General features: G+C 41.7%; 17 protein-coding genes. 7 read left to right on the top strand and 10 right to left on the bottom strand.

Translation table 11 applies throughout. The features are described from left to right. The first annotated feature begins 129 nt into the window (after positions 1–129). The gene (gene mtnC / locus GW828_RS12585) at positions 130–810 is read left to right on the top strand and encodes an acireductone synthase (RefSeq protein WP_182698206.1); all 681 of its coding nucleotides are present in this window, start codon (positions 130–132) and stop codon (positions 808–810) included. A 60-nt stretch (positions 811–870) separates the two neighbouring features. Here mtnC and GW828_RS12580 read toward each other — a convergent pair whose 3' ends face one another. Beyond that, positions 871–1,902, bottom strand: a complete 1,032-nt coding sequence (locus GW828_RS12580) for a hypothetical protein (protein WP_182723150.1) — start codon at positions 1,900–1,902, stop codon at positions 871–873. Positions 1,903–2,039: 137 nt separating this feature from the next. Here GW828_RS12580 and GW828_RS12575 point away from each other — a divergent pair, with 137 nt between their 5' ends. Next, a complete protein-coding gene (locus GW828_RS12575; protein WP_124016666.1) occupies positions 2,040–2,462 on the top strand; it encodes an acyl-CoA thioesterase in 423 nt (140 codons plus the stop codon). A gap of 54 nt (positions 2,463–2,516) precedes the next feature. Then, positions 2,517–2,774 carry a GNAT family N-acetyltransferase gene (locus tag GW828_RS12570; protein WP_124016665.1) on the top strand — a complete coding sequence of 86 codons (258 nt, stop codon included), beginning with the start codon at positions 2,517–2,519 and terminating at the stop codon, positions 2,772–2,774. A gap of 40 nt (positions 2,775–2,814) precedes the next feature. Here GW828_RS12570 and GW828_RS12565 read toward each other — a convergent pair whose 3' ends face one another. The 7 genes from GW828_RS12565 to GW828_RS12535 all read right to left on the bottom strand — a co-directional run bounded on the left by GW828_RS12565 (position 2,815) and on the right by GW828_RS12535 (position 9,616). Beyond that, entirely contained in the window at positions 2,815–3,201 is a 387-nt protein-coding gene (locus tag GW828_RS12565; protein ID WP_404948466.1) for an acyl-CoA thioesterase, read from the bottom strand. Positions 3,202–3,564: 363 nt separating this feature from the next. Further along, positions 3,565–4,068, bottom strand: coding sequence for a hypothetical protein (locus tag GW828_RS12560; RefSeq protein WP_273059550.1), 504 nt, complete (start codon positions 4,066–4,068; stop codon positions 3,565–3,567). A gap of 346 nt (positions 4,069–4,414) precedes the next feature. After that, on the bottom strand, positions 4,415–4,858 hold the full coding sequence (locus tag GW828_RS12555; RefSeq protein ID WP_273059548.1) for a hypothetical protein: 444 nt from the start codon (positions 4,856–4,858) through the stop codon (positions 4,415–4,417). Between the two features lie 244 nt (positions 4,859–5,102). Continuing rightward, positions 5,103–6,896, bottom strand: a complete 1,794-nt coding sequence (locus tag GW828_RS12550) for an AMP-dependent synthetase/ligase (RefSeq protein WP_273059546.1) — start codon at positions 6,894–6,896, stop codon at positions 5,103–5,105. Positions 6,897–7,025: 129 nt separating this feature from the next. Further along, positions 7,026–8,318 (bottom strand): ABC transporter permease, encoded by a 1,293-nt coding sequence (locus GW828_RS12545; RefSeq protein WP_273059545.1) that lies wholly within the window; start codon positions 8,316–8,318, stop codon positions 7,026–7,028. After that, positions 8,315–9,184 (bottom strand): ABC transporter ATP-binding protein, encoded by an 870-nt coding sequence (locus GW828_RS12540; protein WP_273059543.1) that lies wholly within the window; start codon positions 9,182–9,184, stop codon positions 8,315–8,317. Before GW828_RS12540 ends, GW828_RS12545 begins: the two co-directional genes overlap by 4 nt. Before the next feature lie 54 nt (positions 9,185–9,238). Next, the gene (locus tag GW828_RS12535) at positions 9,239–9,616 is read right to left on the bottom strand and encodes a GntR family transcriptional regulator (protein ID WP_124016658.1); all 378 of its coding nucleotides are present in this window, start codon (positions 9,614–9,616) and stop codon (positions 9,239–9,241) included. A gap of 94 nt (positions 9,617–9,710) precedes the next feature. Between GW828_RS12535 and GW828_RS12530 the strand changes: the two genes are divergently transcribed. The 4 genes from GW828_RS12530 to GW828_RS12515 all read left to right on the top strand — a co-directional run bounded on the left by GW828_RS12530 (position 9,711) and on the right by GW828_RS12515 (position 13,544). Beyond that, a complete protein-coding gene (locus GW828_RS12530) occupies positions 9,711–11,309 on the top strand; it encodes an alpha/beta hydrolase (protein ID WP_124016657.1) in 1,599 nt (532 codons plus the stop codon). A gap of 2 nt (positions 11,310–11,311) precedes the next feature. After that, a complete protein-coding gene (locus GW828_RS12525) occupies positions 11,312–12,046 on the top strand; it encodes an ABC transporter ATP-binding protein (protein ID WP_124016656.1) in 735 nt (244 codons plus the stop codon). Continuing rightward, positions 12,046–13,179 (top strand): ABC transporter permease, encoded by a 1,134-nt coding sequence (locus GW828_RS12520; RefSeq protein ID WP_273059540.1) that lies wholly within the window; start codon positions 12,046–12,048, stop codon positions 13,177–13,179. The genes GW828_RS12525 and GW828_RS12520 overlap by 1 nt, the downstream gene beginning before the upstream one ends. 140 nt (positions 13,180–13,319) lie before the next feature. After that, positions 13,320–13,544, top strand: a complete 225-nt coding sequence (locus GW828_RS12515) for a hypothetical protein (RefSeq protein WP_124016654.1) — start codon at positions 13,320–13,322, stop codon at positions 13,542–13,544. A 52-nt stretch (positions 13,545–13,596) separates the two neighbouring features. On the opposite strand, the gene GW828_RS12510 is transcribed toward GW828_RS12515, so the two are convergent. Together GW828_RS12510 and mog are read right to left on the bottom strand one after the other, a co-directional pair. After that, positions 13,597–15,159, bottom strand: a complete 1,563-nt coding sequence (locus tag GW828_RS12510) for a sensor domain-containing diguanylate cyclase (protein WP_273059538.1) — start codon at positions 15,157–15,159, stop codon at positions 13,597–13,599. A gap of 230 nt (positions 15,160–15,389) precedes the next feature. After that, the gene (mog, locus tag GW828_RS12505) at positions 15,390–15,923 is read right to left on the bottom strand and encodes a molybdopterin adenylyltransferase (RefSeq protein ID WP_182698193.1); all 534 of its coding nucleotides are present in this window, start codon (positions 15,921–15,923) and stop codon (positions 15,390–15,392) included. Positions 15,924–16,424: the final 501 nt, after the last annotated feature.

Raw genomic sequence — 16,424 nt, 5'->3', positions numbered from 1 at the left:
AACTTAGCTCACACCTTGCACTCAAAATCAGCGAATACAGGGGCAAAGTGATGAATAGCACTAGCCTTAATCCCCAATAAAGCATAGGATCATCATTAAGTTAATTATTGTTTTGGAGTAACAAGTCTTATGAGCATTAGAGCTATTATCGTTGATACCGCCGGTACCACTACCGATCTTAACTTTATTCAGGATGTGTTATTTCCTTACTCAAGAAAGGCTATGGCTGATTTTCTTGAGCAAAACCAACATAACGTAGTCGTTGATTATTGTATTAGCGATGTTAAAGATATCGCCCTAGAACCCGATGCGTCACTTGAGCGAGTCATCGAGATTTTACAGCAATGGATCGACGAAGATCGCAAACTTACGCCACTGAAAACCCTGCAGGGATTAATCTGGAAACAGGGTTATAACCGCGTAGAGTTTACTGGCCATATTTATCCAGACTTTATCGAGAGCATTGAGCGCATTAAAGAGAAAGGCATTCGTATTTACAGCTTCTCCTCTGGCTCTGTCGAAGCACAAAAACTGTTATTCAGCCACACCGAAGCAGGCGATTTAACCGGTTCGTTCAATGGTCACTTTGATACCCGAACAGGCAATAAGTTAGACAAACAAGCCTACTGCAATATTTGTAATACCATCAGCTTGAAGCCAAAGCAGATCTTATTTGTGTCAGACGTAGCAGAAGAACTTGTTGCTGCAGAAGCGGCGGGGATGACGACTTGCCAAATGCTCCGTTTTGCCGATCAACGTCAAGCTAAGTGTAAAAAAGTAACTAGCTTTAGTGAGCTAACCTTCGATTAAGACTTTAGCAGCACATATAAAAAACGGCCTCTTGGGTCGTTTTTTTATATGTGCTACTTATTAGCTGCTAGGAAATGCCGGTGAGATGCATTTTTTAACTTCAAAATGATAACCATACACAGCATTGATATCTGGCGTTATCTCAAGTATTTCATAATCATTAAGTTCAACTACATGCGACAGTGGCAGCTTTTGGCAGCGCGATTTAGCATTAGCCTCTAACTGAAAAGCAAACAAGGCAATGGCTTTGCGCACACTGGTAAAATACTGGCTGCGTAAATGGTTATATGGCCGCTTCGCAATCTCATCGATCACGTCACGTTCTTGATCATGCACCAATTCATCAGCACTTTTAATCAACGGAGGCTCTGCAACCTCTTGCTGCTCACCTTGTTGTTTTACAACTAAAGGGGTGCCATCATCTGCGATTATTTCATCTTCTGTTTTGGCTTCAACTAATTGCACAACTTGTGGATCATCTAAGGCTTTCTCAATCTGCCCACCCAGATCCATCAGCATGGCAAGGTGATACAGCACAACAGCAGCTAAAATCACCCGCACCCAAAAAGTAGTACGATGAAAATGTTGATGACTAATCAAGCGAAAATTGGTTACACCAAAAGGACGGAGTAAAAAAGACACGGCAAACATCAGCGGGAAAATAAGCTGCAGCACTAACAATACTATACAGCTCATCACCACACTCCATGCTGGGATATACAATAATATGGCAAAGTTATGAGTATAATTAAAACTACTAGCAGCCACACCAACCACATCGTTAACCACTGAACTTGAGCTTGCCAAGGCAAAATTAGCTACGATGGCGTAGAACAATAACAACACCGCTTTACCAGCCAAACTGTGCCACATGCGTTCAAATAAATGCCAGAACTCAATCGACATCGCCATGACGCTGATAATCGCCACCCACACAACGGAGTCAGTACAAAACAACAACACTATCGCGACGAGGTAGAGCTTTTGCGGCGCACTCAGTTGAGTTTGCAGCTTAGCAAATCGTGCAGTAAACACTGCCCAACATGACGATATCCATAAACTCGATGTTGTTAGATAAGTCTCTTTTCGCAAGGTGAAATCCTTATAAGTTCACTGGATATACTTACTGTAATAGCCACTGTCCCTTGTTGTTCATCGTCCGGACTGTTAGATTAACAGTTGAAATTTAAACAAGCGTTTAATTTATTAATCCACAACAGAGAACCGCCATGAATGACTTTTTAGCTCAACATTCTATCAGCACAGACATTCAAGTAGCATGGGGTGAAATGGATGCTCTACAACACGTTAATAACTCAGTATATTTTAAGTACTTTGAAACCGCGCGTCTCGATTTCTTTAATCAAATTAACCTACTAGGCGATATAAAAACCACTGGAGTAGGTCCAGTATTGAGCGAAACCAATGCCCGCTTTAAGCGCCCACTGACCTTTCCTGACGCTATCATTGTTGGCGTAAAAATAAGTGACATCACTCAAGACCGCTTTGTGATGCATTACACTGTATTCAGTAAAGCACAGCAAGCTGTTACGACTATCGGCTGGGCAAAAGTGGTGATGTTTAACTTCAAAACGAACCAAAAAGCCAAATTAACCCCAGAATTACTTGCCGCATTGAAGCTGCATGAATAACGAGATTAATCTTGCTTAAACAATGCAGCAATCAATAACAATAGAGAACAAGCCATGAGCAACCAAGAAGCTGTAACAGTGCAACATCAAGTCGATCGACATCGTTTTGTAGTCGTCACTCAAGGGGCTGAAGCCGTGCTCGAATACCACTTAGATGGTCAAAGTATCGATTTCCAACGCACCTTTGTCCCACCCGCTTTACGCGGCCAAGGTATTGCCGAAAAATTAGTTCGTACTGGGCTGGCGTGGGCTAAAACGGAAAATTTTAACATCAATACCAGCTGCAGCTATGTGGTCAAATTTATACGTTAAGCCCTTATGTTACCTAAAGCTATTATGGCTCATTAACACCTTAAACCGGACCCGTTAACGCTGCCAATTGCTGACGGACACACTCAGCGAGTGGCTCACTTTTTTCAGTTTGGTAATTATAATGCACCATAGTAGTGGTCGCTTCAGCGGTTTTTTTACCTTGCTGCCAACTGCTTTGTAATATATCGAAGCTGCTATTGCCTAAACGGCTAATATGCGTTTTAACCACAACTTCTGCGCCATAATATGTTGGTGCGGTAAAGGCGACGGTAAAACCAGCAATGATCATGTTCCACTTAGTTAAATCTTGGCCTGGATTTACGATTTCAAAAATGGGCTCACGAGCCGCTTCAAACCACACAGGAATAACCGTGTTGTTAATGTGTCCTAATGCGTCGGTTTCACAAAAGCGCGGTTTGAGGGTCATGCTAAATTGAGTGTCTGTCACAAAGAATCCTTTATTATTATTTTGAGTCCATTGACGTTTTGTTCGTTGAACAAATGTCATTAGCCCATTCTAACGACACATCTCACTCGAGGTCATCAAAAAAGTTATTATCACGTAGGGTTTTTATGGGGGGAGTGCGAGGAGAAATCTGAAATAGTATTCATCTGCCATTACAAAAATCTCCCGGCGATAAAGGAATCAAATCACTATGTTTTCGGGTTGCTAAGCGGCAAATTAGCTAGGCTTACTTAACCAAAGTTGTAGCTTCACTATCCTTATTATCGTTCGTGAATTTGCCATATTAACTGAGTTATAAGCCACTCTAATAAAATAAAAAACCTTTTAATATTTAGCTTTGTCTGCAGCAACTTCAGCCGCTATTTCAGCACGAACCTCTTTGATATCTTCTAAGGCATCAAATTGATACTGAACAAATACTTGATAGTATTTACTTTGTAACAAGTAAAGTGACATGAGCAAAAAAACAACAGCTAACAGATATGCATAAATAAATGTTGCCTGCTCTGCGATTAAAAACACTGTTGGCAAAAATATAATAAATAAAATACAGAAATACCATTTTAAGACTTTTACAGCGAAGAAAGATCCTCTAACAACTGCATAATTGAAGCCACTGAAAATAATTACTAATGCCGATAGATATAAGAACAGAAGCTCGCTTCCTATATCAACTATACCAAAATAAAAATCTAAAATGAGCAGATTTAACAGTGCGATGGAAAGCATCATGAATAGTGTCGCAGCTAAAAAAGCCGCTATGGACTTCATAGGTGGAAATAATCCGACAATATCGTCATCACTTTTCTGTTCAATTTGTCTATTCATTAATCGACTAGATCTTCACCGTGACCCATTAGCATCACCCTTTTGATTTATAAGATAAACGTGCTGACGATGCTGGTTACTACCGGAAAATACTCGGATGGAATTGATAGTCTGCCTCTGTTGGATAGCTTAGCGGCTCCAATCAATAATCGTGATACACATGATAGCGACAATGACTAAATACTTGAACACAAGTATCGATCAGATAACACAGATTTAAAGATTAGATTAACAGGCGACAATTCTATAAATAGTGCGATATTTTCCACGGAAATTCAGCCATCCAGTGCTTTAAGTATTTACGGGTGACTTAACGGTTTAATTGCTTTTTTGCAGCAATCTCTGCTTACACAGATTTATAATATTCAACGCTATTTAATCGATGTTGAACAAAAATTTGATATTGTTTGCTGTCTAAAATAAATATTGAGCTAATCGCGATAACAGCTGAAACTAATTTAAAAATAAATATTCCAACAGAAAAATACTGTATTATCACGACAGGAACCAGTATGACCAAGAGAGCATATTGGAATAACTTTAGAACCTTAACGGCAAAGAATGAACCTAGAACAACTTGGTAATTCACCAAACAAAAAATGATAGATAAAACGGCTAAAACGCCTAAAGTCACTTCCGGTGAAGAGGTAAAATAAAAATTCATTGCTATAGATCCTATAGCTCCAAACGATATAGTCATCAGCACTGAAGCAATTAAAAAGGTTATAAATGACATCGGGGGCGGAAATATCCCAACAGAAACATCTTCACTCTGCGAATTGTTGATCATTTACCACTCATCTCTGCAAAAATACCACTAGCCAACACTTTCTGGCTAAATTGATTGCCATAAAAAGACTGAGTGCTAGACCTAAAAACAGGCTTTCCATTTACCGTGATAATTTCCATAGTTCCCTCTATGTTGCCTCATTTTAAGAATGGCATTGTACCTCTACTGAAAATACTGGCAATTATCACTAAGTATTACAAAAAAGGACGCTAGTGCGTCCTTTAGGATTATTATTGATAATTAATTACTGCCCGTACATGGCATTAATTTCACTATGATATTTGCTGTAAATCATTTTACGACGCAGCTTTAATGTTGGCGTAATGAGTCCAGACTCCATTGAAAATGCTTCATGTAATAAAGTGAATTTTTTGATTTTTTCAAACCCAGCTAGCTCATGCTGCAACTCAATTAATCGCTGCTCAAAATGAGCCACCACTTGTGAGTGACGTAATAACTCAATTGGGTTTTCAACATGAATACCTTGGGCTTTAGCCCAAGTATTTAATGCTTCAAATGCTGGCACAATGAGGGCAGATACATAATTACGCGCATCGGCAACAATGGCGACTTGTTCGATAAACGGACAACAAGCCACCTTACCTTCAACTCGCTGCGGTGCTATGTATTTACCGTTCGAGGTTTTCATTAATTCTTTAATACGATCGGTAATATATAAGTTACCTTGCTCATCAATACGCCCTGCATCACCGGTTTTTAACCAACCATCTTCAAAGGCTTCAGCTGTATCTTGTGGTCGATTGTAATAACCACGCATCACGGTGTCGCCACGTACCAAAATTTCGTCGTCTTTGCCTAGCCTAATTTGCATGGCATCGAGTGGCTTGCCGTTCGATCCCGATACGCGATTATCTAAGGTGTTACAAGTTACTGTGGCGCTGGTCTCTGTCATGCCATAACCACACAATACCGGCACATCAATGCTGTGAAAAAAGCTGCCAACATTAACATCGAGAGCTGCACCGCCAACAGGCATAAACTTTAACCTGCCACCCAACACTTGCTGTAGCTTACTGTAAACCAGCTTGTTAGCCAGCAGCCACTGTGCACTTAACCACAAACTTCCTGCAGCACGGCCTTGGCTAACGTCAAATTGACGTTTGCCTACTCTCATCGCCCAGGCAAACAGAGCTTGCCTTGGTTTAGAGGCTCGGCCAACTTTATCGTGTACTGCGCTGTATATTTTCTCTAAAAATCGCGGCACAACACATAAGGTATGAGGTTTTACCGCAACGAGGGCTTCTTTAATTCGATTCGTGTCGTTTAGATAGACATTATGGCCGCCGCGACACAATACATACATGCTCCAACCGCGTTCAAATACATGGCTCAGCGGTAAAAATGCCAACGACACATCACCTGCTGTAAAAGGTAACTTACTGTCATGTTGATTGATCATTGAGGCAAAATTACGGTAGTCCAGCATCACACCTTTAGGGTTACCTGTGGTGCCAGAGGTATAAATCAGCGTTAATAAGTCATCTAGGTTGCTATTGGAAAGCCTGGTATTGAGTTCTGCGTTAATCAGCGGATTAAATTGCGCCGCTAATACCTGATCAAAATACACATGATTATCGGCATTCAGGGTCACATTCGCATCAAACACCACAATATGCTCTACGCAGTCTGCTTGAGCAGCAATGGTACATGCCATGTCGTATTGCTGTTGGTTACCGGCAAAAATTAATTTAGCTTGAGCATCATTAACAATAAACACCGCTTGATCGATAGTACTGGTGGGATACACAGGCACGACCACATTGCGCGCTTTTAGGGCGCCAATATCAGCACAAGTCCACTGTGGGCAGTTTTGGGCTAAAATAACCACCTTGTCTTGTACTTGTAAGCCAAATTCAATTAACAACTGTGCGACTGAGTCGGTGATTGTATTGAATGTACTCCAAGAGACAGTGTGCCAAGGGGCCGGCATATCAAAGCCTTCAAGGGCGATATTATGACCTAGTGACTGACCTTGTTGCTGCAGAAGTTGGACTACGTGGTATTGATCTAATGACATATGGCTGTGGCCTTTTTAGCTTACAGGTGTTCCGCTTTTCGCATTCTACATTAAGCGGCCACAAACCATAAGAGCTTTTGCTCTATTTTTGAGCTTAACGTCACGTTCGGACTAAAATTAGACCTGCTGTTAAGCTGCACTAATGCCATTTTTCCATAACTGACTCTTACCCCACACTAGTGCAAGTATACCGATGACCACTAGCGGAATATCAATAAGCAGCCACATCGTCAAGCTGTCGCCGTCCCTTAAGGCGGCAAAGCTCAGTGACACCAGAATGGAGTGTATCAATACAATCAGCATTGCCGCAGTCGCTTGATAGCTGTTACGACAAGCCGAGCCAGCACCGAGCATAATGGCACTGCCCCAAAAGGTACTTAATCCTAAATGAGCCACAAACGGCAGAGTTATTTGTGGATCAATAAGCCATTTTACTAGCCCTAGCGCACTGACCATCATCACCAACACCACAATAAAACGATATTGACTTCGGTAAAATGCATCACGCAATCCGTTCAGGCCACTATAACAAGGTAGTAAAAACAAGGTTTCTGCCGCGCGCCAACGTTGAATTCGGCTCCAATGAACGATGGAGCAACTGAGCACCGAAAATTGTGCCAATAAAAATAATGTGGGCAAATTAATCTCAAACAACCACGATAACAACATCAATCCAAGAGCGATAATTGGCAAGCACAACATCATTACCGCCAGCACAGGACCAATGAAAAAATTCATCGGGTGGAAAAAACGTTCAAAGCGGGTAAGCCAAGTAAAACCTTTTATGCTTGGCAACCACATCCAGCCCATTTGCACGGCGTTGAGGTACACCACACGCGATTCTCTGTTCCAGCGTAAGCGCCGACACAAGTCAATAACATGATAAGACAGTATCGCAACCATAATCAGCATTATCCACGTCGGTATGGTGAGCACTAACCTATCTAATAAGGGTACCGCTATGAATAACAAAAATGATAAATGAAAACTGTTACTGCGCCATAAACAAGCCCATACAAACAGTAAACCGACCACAATGGCGAGGAGTAATTTGGGGATGACATCATAAGCAGAAAAACTAATACAGATTAATAGCTGTATCAATAACATGCCCGCCGCGATGCTCGCTGCTTGTATGAGTACATACTGTTGATAACCAGGTATTAGACCGGTCAACTCGGTTGCTGATAACCGATTTAGCTGCCACGCGATTGCTGCTGCAGTAGATACAGTAGCCATTGAAAAAACCAGGCTAACAACTTCAGTTTTACCGCTGATAAAGCACAACAGTCCTAACACTAAGCCTAATCCTGCAGTGGCAATAAAACTGACACTGCCTAAGTCATATAACCATAAACGCAGCATGCCACGATAAGGTTTACGCCATAAGCTATTGCCACTGTTAAACGGCTGCAAACTCATCGATGCAGCTCCATAAATAACTGTTCTAAATTAACGGCCTTGGCGCTCTGCACTCCCGTGATGACGGCCGAGTCGCCTTGTGTGTCCACCAGCATATTTAGCCCGCTTTGACTCAAAATTTTGTAGCTTGATGGTAAGGTGGTACCGTCATTTATGCTGAGTAATTTAACCTCTTCTCGCAGGGCATCAATCTCTTTAAACAGCACTAGTTGACCTTTTTTAATCAGGGCAACATGACTGGCAACGCGTTCTAAGTCAGAGGTGATATGCGATGAAAATAATACAGCAGAACCCGAATCAAGCGCGAGATCAAATAAGTCGCTCATAAACTTGCGTCTGGCGATAGGGTCAAGGCTGGCGACGGGCTCATCGAGTAATAACAAACTTGGGCGGTACGCCATGGCCATGATCAAGGCCAATGATTGACGCTGCCCAACCGAGAGTTTTTGCACCGCTTGGGTGACATCTAAATCGAACCGCTCTAACCAATCTTGTTCAAGCGTCCTATCCCAGTTTGGGTAGAAGCTTCGATGCAGTTCTAATGCTTTATCTATGGTAAAACCTTCATAACCAAAAGGCTGCTGTGGTACATAACCAATACGTTCTTTTGCCTGAATAGATAACGCGGCAGGCGTTTCGCCTAAGGTTAAAATATCCCCTTGATCAATATCAATAATACCTAACGCACAGCGCATTAGTGTCGACTTACCGGCACCATTTTGGCCTAATAATCCGACCACCATCCCAGGATAAAGTGTTATCGATAGATCAGATAATACTGTATGTCCTGCTGCCAATTTATCTTTGACGGCAAAAGTTTTGCTCACATGATTAAAACGTAAAATGGGTTGTTGTTCGGATTCCATTGTCGACTTCCTAGATAATATCCTTAACGATAAAATGAATGAACTGTGTTGCTGCTATTCTTTATCCCAATATTGCGCCAGCAAACGCTGTAATTGGTCATAATCGACTCCTAACTGGCGCGCTTGCTCAACTAACTCAGATAATTGCGGTGCCAGTAAACTACTACCAGAAGCACTATTGGCTGACGTTCTTGCTGCCACACGTGATGGCTGGCCACGACGACGCTCAACCCAACCTTGGTCGACAAGTTGCTGCATAGCCCGCGACACTGTCATTGGGTTTACAGCTAAATGCTCAGCAAGTTGACGTACCGAAGGTAGCACATCTTCAGGGTGCAATTGTCCGCCAACAATTAAGCGCACGATTTGATCGTGTAACTGTCGATAAATGGGTTCACCACTGCTGGGGTTGACATTTAATAATTCTAACATTAGCCTTTAGTAACTGTATTAATACATTGATACACTCATACACTAGATGCTAAGGTATCATAATCGTCATGAAATGCAAAAAGGAAACGTTCCGATGATCAACAGGAAGTTTGTCAATACAGCCTTAGCAGAGCGAATTAACCGCCCTGGTTTATGCCATTCGCTAACGCTTACGAGCCGCTGGTTTATTGCTGCTATAAGTATTTTACTCGCCAATTATAGCTATGCCGACACACCAGAGGTTAATCTCGCAGCGGCTGCTAAAACCAGTGCTTGTTACTTAGACGGTTTAGACGAGCAGCTTCAATGCGGTAAAATCAGCGTGTTAGAAAATCCTAAGCTCACTGATGGCAAGAGAATCGACATTCATTTTGCTATTTTACCCGCGATTAAAAACACTCATCCTGGTGAAGCCTTACTGGCCATCGCAGGTGGTCCTGGCCAATCAGCGATTGAAAATGCAGCTGGTTTTAATCGTATGTTGTCAAAGGTTCGTCAGCAACGCGACATTTTACTCATCGATCAACGCGGCACGGGCCAATCGAATATTCTATCTTGTGACGATGACACCACTGAATTACTCAGCATGAATGATGACGATATCGATGTGATTGCCATGACCGAAAAATGCCTCGCCCACATTGATGCCGACATCACACAATACGGTAGCAACTCAGCATTAAAAGACTTTGAAGCGGTACGCAAATTTTTAGGTTATCAAAAACTGCATTTATACGGCATTTCTTATGGTACACGGATGGCACAGCTTTATATGCGCCACTATCCAGAAGCACTATTGACAGTGACATTAGATGGCGTGGTGCCCATGCAACAAAGTGTTGTCGCCATTGGTAGCTCAATAGAACGTGGCTTAAATGTATTATGGCGCGACTGTAAAAGTACTCCTGCTTGCCAACAGCAATTTCCTGAATTAGCTGACGAGTTCAATAAAGTCGATATGCTACTCGCGAAAGCCCCCATTAGTCAGCAAGTACGTGATCCGCTTACCGACGAACTCAGTGACTTTTTACTCACACGCGGTAAGTTTAGCGGCGCAATCCGCATGGCGATGTACATGCCAAACATACGTGCACTGATCCCCCATGCGATTCACCAAGCTGCACAAGGTAATTATCAACCCATATTAGGTATTTACACCTTAACCGCTGACAGTACAGGTATTGCTATCGGTATGCATGCCTCTGTGGTGTGCGGCGAAGACATTCATCGCATTACTTCACAAATGCGCAAAGATGCTAAAGACTCCTACATCAGTGGCAACATGCTAGAGGGGCTAGAAAAAACTTGCCAAGCTTGGCCAATGCCATCTGAGAGTGAGAATTTCAGCGAACCAATCCACAGTGACATACCGACCCTACTATTATCTGGCGAGCTAGACCCGGCTACGCCACCTAACTGGGGCGCGCTAGCGCAAGAGAAACTCACCCATTCAAAACATTTTATTGCGCCTTATGCTACCCATGGTGTAGCAGGACAAAGCTGTGGCAATGACCTAGTCGCCCAGTTAGTTGAACAAGGCTCTGTAAAAGACATCAATGGCGAATGTTTGCAAAAAGATGTGCGTCGCAGTTTTTACCTCAACGCGAATACTGTAGAAGCATTGCCAGTTGTCAAAACGCCGACAGACATAGAAACAACAGCGCCAGCGAATACTGCTGCAGATAAGGAATAATCATGATTACTGTTGCAAACTTAACCAAAAAGATTGGCGATGTGCAGGCGTTAGATGATTTAAGTTTTAGCGCTGAAAATGGTCAAATCACTGGATTACTTGGCCCAAATGGTGCCGGTAAAACCACCTGTTTACGCACCTTATTTGGCTTACTTAAGCCTGACTCAGGAACCGCGACCGTCAATGATATTGATGTCGCTATCGATCCTATTGGTGCTAAAAAGCAGCTAGGTTTATTCCCCGATCCTTTTGGTTTGTATGAGCGCCTTACGCCGCGTGAATATATTAGCTTCTTTGCCGAGCTCAGTGGCATGTCGCGTAAACAAGCCAAGCAAGCCACCGCCGATGTGATTGCACAATTGAAGCTTGAAGACATTAGCGACCGTCGTTGCAAAGGTTTTTCCCAAGGCCAACGAATGAAAACGGCCTTAGCACAAGCCATAGTGCACAAGCCAAGTAACATCATTTTAGATGAGCCCACTCGCGGACTCGATGTCATGAGCACTCGCTTACTGCGCGATATTTTATTGCAACTCAAAGCTGAAGGTCATTGCGTGCTGTTTTCAAGCCATGTAATGCAAGAAGTCGCCGCCTTGTGTGATCGCGTCATCGTAATGGCTAACGGCAAAGTTGTTGCCATTGGTAGCCCAGATGAACTGTGTCAGCAAACAGGTAAAGACTCGCTTGAAGATGCATTTATCGAACTTATCGGAACAGACGAAGGGATTGCAGCATAATGAAAATGATACTCGCAATGGTGCGTAAAGAACTCGTCGACGCCGCACGCGACAAACGATCGGTAATGGCTGGTCTTTACTATGCCATCGGTACACCGCTGATCATGTGCGCCATGTTTATGGTGTTAATTGGCCAGTTATCTAGCCCTGAAGATTTAAACATCAACATCCACAATGCCGACAAGGCGCCAGATTTAGTGCGCTACTTAAGTAATAACGGCATAAACCATGGTGAAGATGAACAAGCTAAAAAAATCATCTTAACCATTAGCGATGATTATGCCGCTAACATGGCTAAAGCCAAACCGGCAGAAGTATTATTGATTGCTGATAATTCAGATGAGAAGCTACAAAAGTCGATTCGTCGACTTGAACGTCAGCTGCAAACATATAGCGCAGAAATGGGCAGCATACGTTTAATTGCCCGTGGAATTAATCCACGCATTACCCAACCACTCAAAATAAATATTGAAGATCAAGCCACACCGGACTCTAAAGGTGGGATGATTTTGGGCATTGCCATTTTCACTATGATGTATTCAGTGTTTATCTCTGGTATGAACCTCGCTATCGACACCAGTGCTGGTGAGCGCGAACGTAATTCATTAGCGTTATTGCTTAGCCATCCCATGAGCACCCGCCAGTTAGTGATAGGTAAAATCATTGCCGTAACCTGTTTTGCTTTACTGGGGTTAATCTTGATTTTACTGGTATCTAAAGTGGCTTACCCTTTTGTTCCGTGGCAAGAAATTGGCTTTACCGTCAATATCACTCAAGATTTTATGGGCTTAATGTTCTTAGTTGGTATTCCCGTCGCGTTAATGGCTGCAACCTTGCAACTGTATGTGTCGTTTATGGCTAAAACCTTCAAAGAGGCACAATCATACTTAACCATGGTGTTATTTGTCCCCTTGGCACTTTCTATGGCCGCTAGTTACAACATAGCTCCAGACGTATTGCAGTGGTTACCTGTGTCGGGCCAGCAACAAGCCTTAATGGACTTTATTAAGGGCCGTGAAATTCCAATGATGCAATTAATCGTGTCGTCTGTGGCCACATCAGTAATAGCCATTGGATTAGCCGCTGGCTTAGAGAAGTCACTTAAGAGTGAAAAAGTGGTCTTTGGCTTATAACTACTGTTATCAGCGTTTATTGATAACGGTGTGACGCCAGCCTTAACGGTTTAGAGTAAGGCTGGTAGATTTACAACTTTTTGATTTAAAAATGATTTACACGAATTAATATAGCAAAGAGCATTAACAAGGAGCATATTATGGACAACGATATTGCGATCATAGCGTTAGTATTTATTGTTATTGTCGGCACCACGGCATCCGAAATGTTTAAACATTATTTAAAGCATAAACAAAAAGCTGACGCCGATGGTGTCGCCGATATAAAAGCCCAAAACCAAGCATTAATCGAACGGATACAAGTGTTAGAAAAACTGGTAACTGACAGCGATTTTGAGCTTAAGCAGCAATTTAAAAAGTTGTAGTGCTTGCGCTAAAGTGCCAAATATCGAGTTAACTCATCGATATTTGGCACATTTAGTTGCTAAACCTCGCCACTATGACGGTATTACGCCCCGTTTGTTTGGCCAAATAAAGTTGCTCATCTGCATGTTGTAGTACATCGCTAAAGTTGTATTTTTGTACGCCGGCTAATTTATCATCAACCACAACAACACCAATACTAACGGTGACCCAATTTCGGCCATCTATTTTATTGGGGATCTGCAATTGCTCGATAGACTCACGAATTTCTTCTGCGACTTTCAATATATTTTGATAATGATTATCGGCCCAAATTATACAAAACTCCTCACCACCATATCGAGAAGCAAGCGCATCATATGGAGCCATGACCTTTACCAGACAGGTCGCGACGGCAACTAATGCATCATCGCCATTAAGATGACCTTGTTGATCATTAAAATACTTAAAATTATCGACATCAATCATCATCACACTGAAACCAATATTTTCCAGATGCCAACGTGAAATAATTCGCTTTGAAAATGATTCTAGTCCTCTCCGGTTAGTAATGCCTGTGAGTGAATCTTGAACCGCTAAGGTCTCTAAGTAATTTTGTTGAGCGTTAAACTTAAGCAGTAATTGATTAAATGAGTAAGACACATTTTCGATTTCATCGATAAAATGATTGGAAGCCATTTTGCTCATAAAATTATTATCTGATGAGTCATTAATGCTTTTGTTAAAACGAATAAGCGGCTTAATAAGCAGTCTTGATAATGCTATTAACGAGAGAGAAACAATCAACACTATTGACAACAATATCGTTATGGCCGAGACCCAATTCAATTGGGGTAACGACACTTTTTTATGGTGTAAAGTCACCTGTATTGCTTGGTTATCAAATGTATTACGAATTAGCCAACTGTGTGATGGCGCAATGTTTTCAATCGGTTTTAAACTAAAAAACTCTTGCATGCTTTTGGTTGATGTTTGTACATCAGCAATTGAAAAGTTCACTAAAGAAAACTGACTGATATCTTTAATTAACGCTTTATCCACTAAACGGACCATAGTTAAACTACCAACGATTTCACCGTAACCAGTCGATGGTAAAATAGTGGTATTACTAAAGTAAATGAGCGCCCCGCCAAAAACGATATAACCACTGCGGCTAGACACTGTTTGTGATGCAATTTCAGCTGTTGTCGGCAAAATAGCAAAAGATGGTATATTTTGCTGATGAATTAAATCAACGAGTGACAATCTGGATGATGCTAATGAGTCATCCTGATAATCCCAAACCAACTCATTATTAATGTCACTGACAAAAACAGCATCAATATTTGCAGCTTTAAATGCATTGTCAGGCATACTGCGTTGAACAAAATCATCAGTCGGGTTACCAATATATTCAACTAACTCATCCCACACGGCGTAATCGTAACACAAGGTCGTTAAGCTGTTTTTTGATAACGATAATGCAGAATACAACAAATTATATTCTTGTTGTTGCTGATCTAAAATTTCAGTTTTTATTCCAGGAAGGTAGAAAAAATAGTAAATACTCACCAATAACATGGTTATTGCAAGTAATAGTGAAGACAACAATAAAAGCGAAAAACGTTTTAATGTCATAATGAACCAGCCCTACTGAAGATATATTGCTAGTGTAGTACTAAATATGACTCAAAGTACTTTTTACAACATAATCAATAATAAGAAACACAAACAGGTACAAACATAAAACTCATCTATCACAGCAAATGAACCCGGTTATCAAGCAAACGTTAATGAATAATCGCAATGGTCATTAGCTCTGTATTGGCCTGCAACAACAGCAAACTAATACAGAGCTAGCTTAAATACTACTTCGCTTTCGGTCTAAACGGCTTTATCACGGCTTCGTCACAGACTAAAAATGGTCCGTCCATTAAGTCGATACAATAAGGTATTGCGGGAAATACAGCATCCAAACATTCGCGGATTGACTTAGGTTTACCAGGTAAATTAACAATTAACGAGTTGGCACGAAGACCTGCAGTTTGACGAGACAAAATAGCTGTTGGCACAAACTTTAATGATTCGGTGCGCATTAGCTCACCAAAACCAGGCATCATTCTGTCGCACACAGCTTCGGTGGCCTCTGGCGTTACGTCGCGTTTTGCAGGGCCCGTGCCACCAGTGGTGACGATTAAACAGCAATCTTGATTATCGGCTAAATCAATCAATGTGGCTTCAATAACGTCACGCTCATCAGGTATCACCTTGTAAACAGGTTCCCATTCAGACGTTAAATACGCATTCAATACTTCAATAATGGCTTTACCAGACAAATCTTCGTACACGCCAGCGCTGGCACGATCACTCACAGTCACGATGCCGATTTTAGCTTTGCTCATGGTTATTTTTCCCTTATGAGGTTAAATCAGTAATGCATTTATAGGAGAGTAATCTACCAAATAAATGTGGGTTCACAAAATCTCAAGTTGATAAACAGAGCCCTCTTAACACAATGGCATAACCTTAGGGGCTATTGATAGGGTGATTATCTGTCTACTGGGTTTAACTACCGACACTCAAAAGAGTTATGCATATAATTAATAGTAGGGGTTCTTCCTATTGAGTCAGTTGCGATGAGCCCACAGTCGATGCTAAATGCTAACCAGACCTTTTGATTGCTCGGATTGGATAACCATCTATATTACAAAAGGATACGATAACACTGGGAGCTATAGATCAGCTTATTCGGTAAACTTATCTGTTGTGGTTAAAGCAACATTTTATAGTATTACCATAGCGACTGTTGGAGCTTAATAACAAGCAACAAATAGAGAAGATGTCTAGAGAATAGTGGATGTTTAAACAAGATTGATACTGCCAAAAAGTACAGTATCAATTGA

The organism is Shewanella vesiculosa (genome assembly GCF_009994065.1).
Classification (GTDB): Bacteria; Pseudomonadota; Gammaproteobacteria; order Enterobacterales; family Shewanellaceae; genus Shewanella; species Shewanella vesiculosa.
This window is presented reverse-complemented; position numbering and strand designations above follow the sequence as displayed.

Coding starts and splice junctions, on each gene's coding strand:
- mtnC (WP_182698206.1), top strand. CDS start 130: ATGAGCATTAGAGCTATTATCGTTGATACCGCCGGTACCACTACCGAT.
- GW828_RS12575 (WP_124016666.1), top strand. CDS start 2,040: ATGAATGACTTTTTAGCTCAACATTCTATCAGCACAGACATTCAAGTA.
- GW828_RS12570 (WP_124016665.1), top strand. CDS start 2,517: ATGAGCAACCAAGAAGCTGTAACAGTGCAACATCAAGTCGATCGACAT.
- GW828_RS12565 (WP_404948466.1), bottom strand. CDS start 3,201: ATGACCCTCAAACCGCGCTTTTGTGAAACCGACGCATTAGGACACATT.
- GW828_RS12560 (WP_273059550.1), bottom strand. CDS start 4,068: ATGAATAGACAAATTGAACAGAAAAGTGATGACGATATTGTCGGATTA.
- GW828_RS12555 (WP_273059548.1), bottom strand. CDS start 4,858: ATGATCAACAATTCGCAGAGTGAAGATGTTTCTGTTGGGATATTTCCG.
- GW828_RS12550 (WP_273059546.1), bottom strand. CDS start 6,896: ATGTCATTAGATCAATACCACGTAGTCCAACTTCTGCAGCAACAAGGT.
- GW828_RS12545 (WP_273059545.1), bottom strand. CDS start 8,318: ATGAGTTTGCAGCCGTTTAACAGTGGCAATAGCTTATGGCGTAAACCT.
- GW828_RS12540 (WP_273059543.1), bottom strand. CDS start 9,184: ATGGAATCCGAACAACAACCCATTTTACGTTTTAATCATGTGAGCAAA.
- GW828_RS12535 (WP_124016658.1), bottom strand. CDS start 9,616: ATGTTAGAATTATTAAATGTCAACCCCAGCAGTGGTGAACCCATTTAT.
- GW828_RS12530 (WP_124016657.1), top strand. CDS start 9,711: ATGATCAACAGGAAGTTTGTCAATACAGCCTTAGCAGAGCGAATTAAC.
- GW828_RS12525 (WP_124016656.1), top strand. CDS start 11,312: ATGATTACTGTTGCAAACTTAACCAAAAAGATTGGCGATGTGCAGGCG.
- GW828_RS12520 (WP_273059540.1), top strand. CDS start 12,046: ATGAAAATGATACTCGCAATGGTGCGTAAAGAACTCGTCGACGCCGCA.
- GW828_RS12515 (WP_124016654.1), top strand. CDS start 13,320: ATGGACAACGATATTGCGATCATAGCGTTAGTATTTATTGTTATTGTC.
- GW828_RS12510 (WP_273059538.1), bottom strand. CDS start 15,159: ATGACATTAAAACGTTTTTCGCTTTTATTGTTGTCTTCACTATTACTT.
- mog (WP_182698193.1), bottom strand. CDS start 15,923: ATGAGCAAAGCTAAAATCGGCATCGTGACTGTGAGTGATCGTGCCAGC.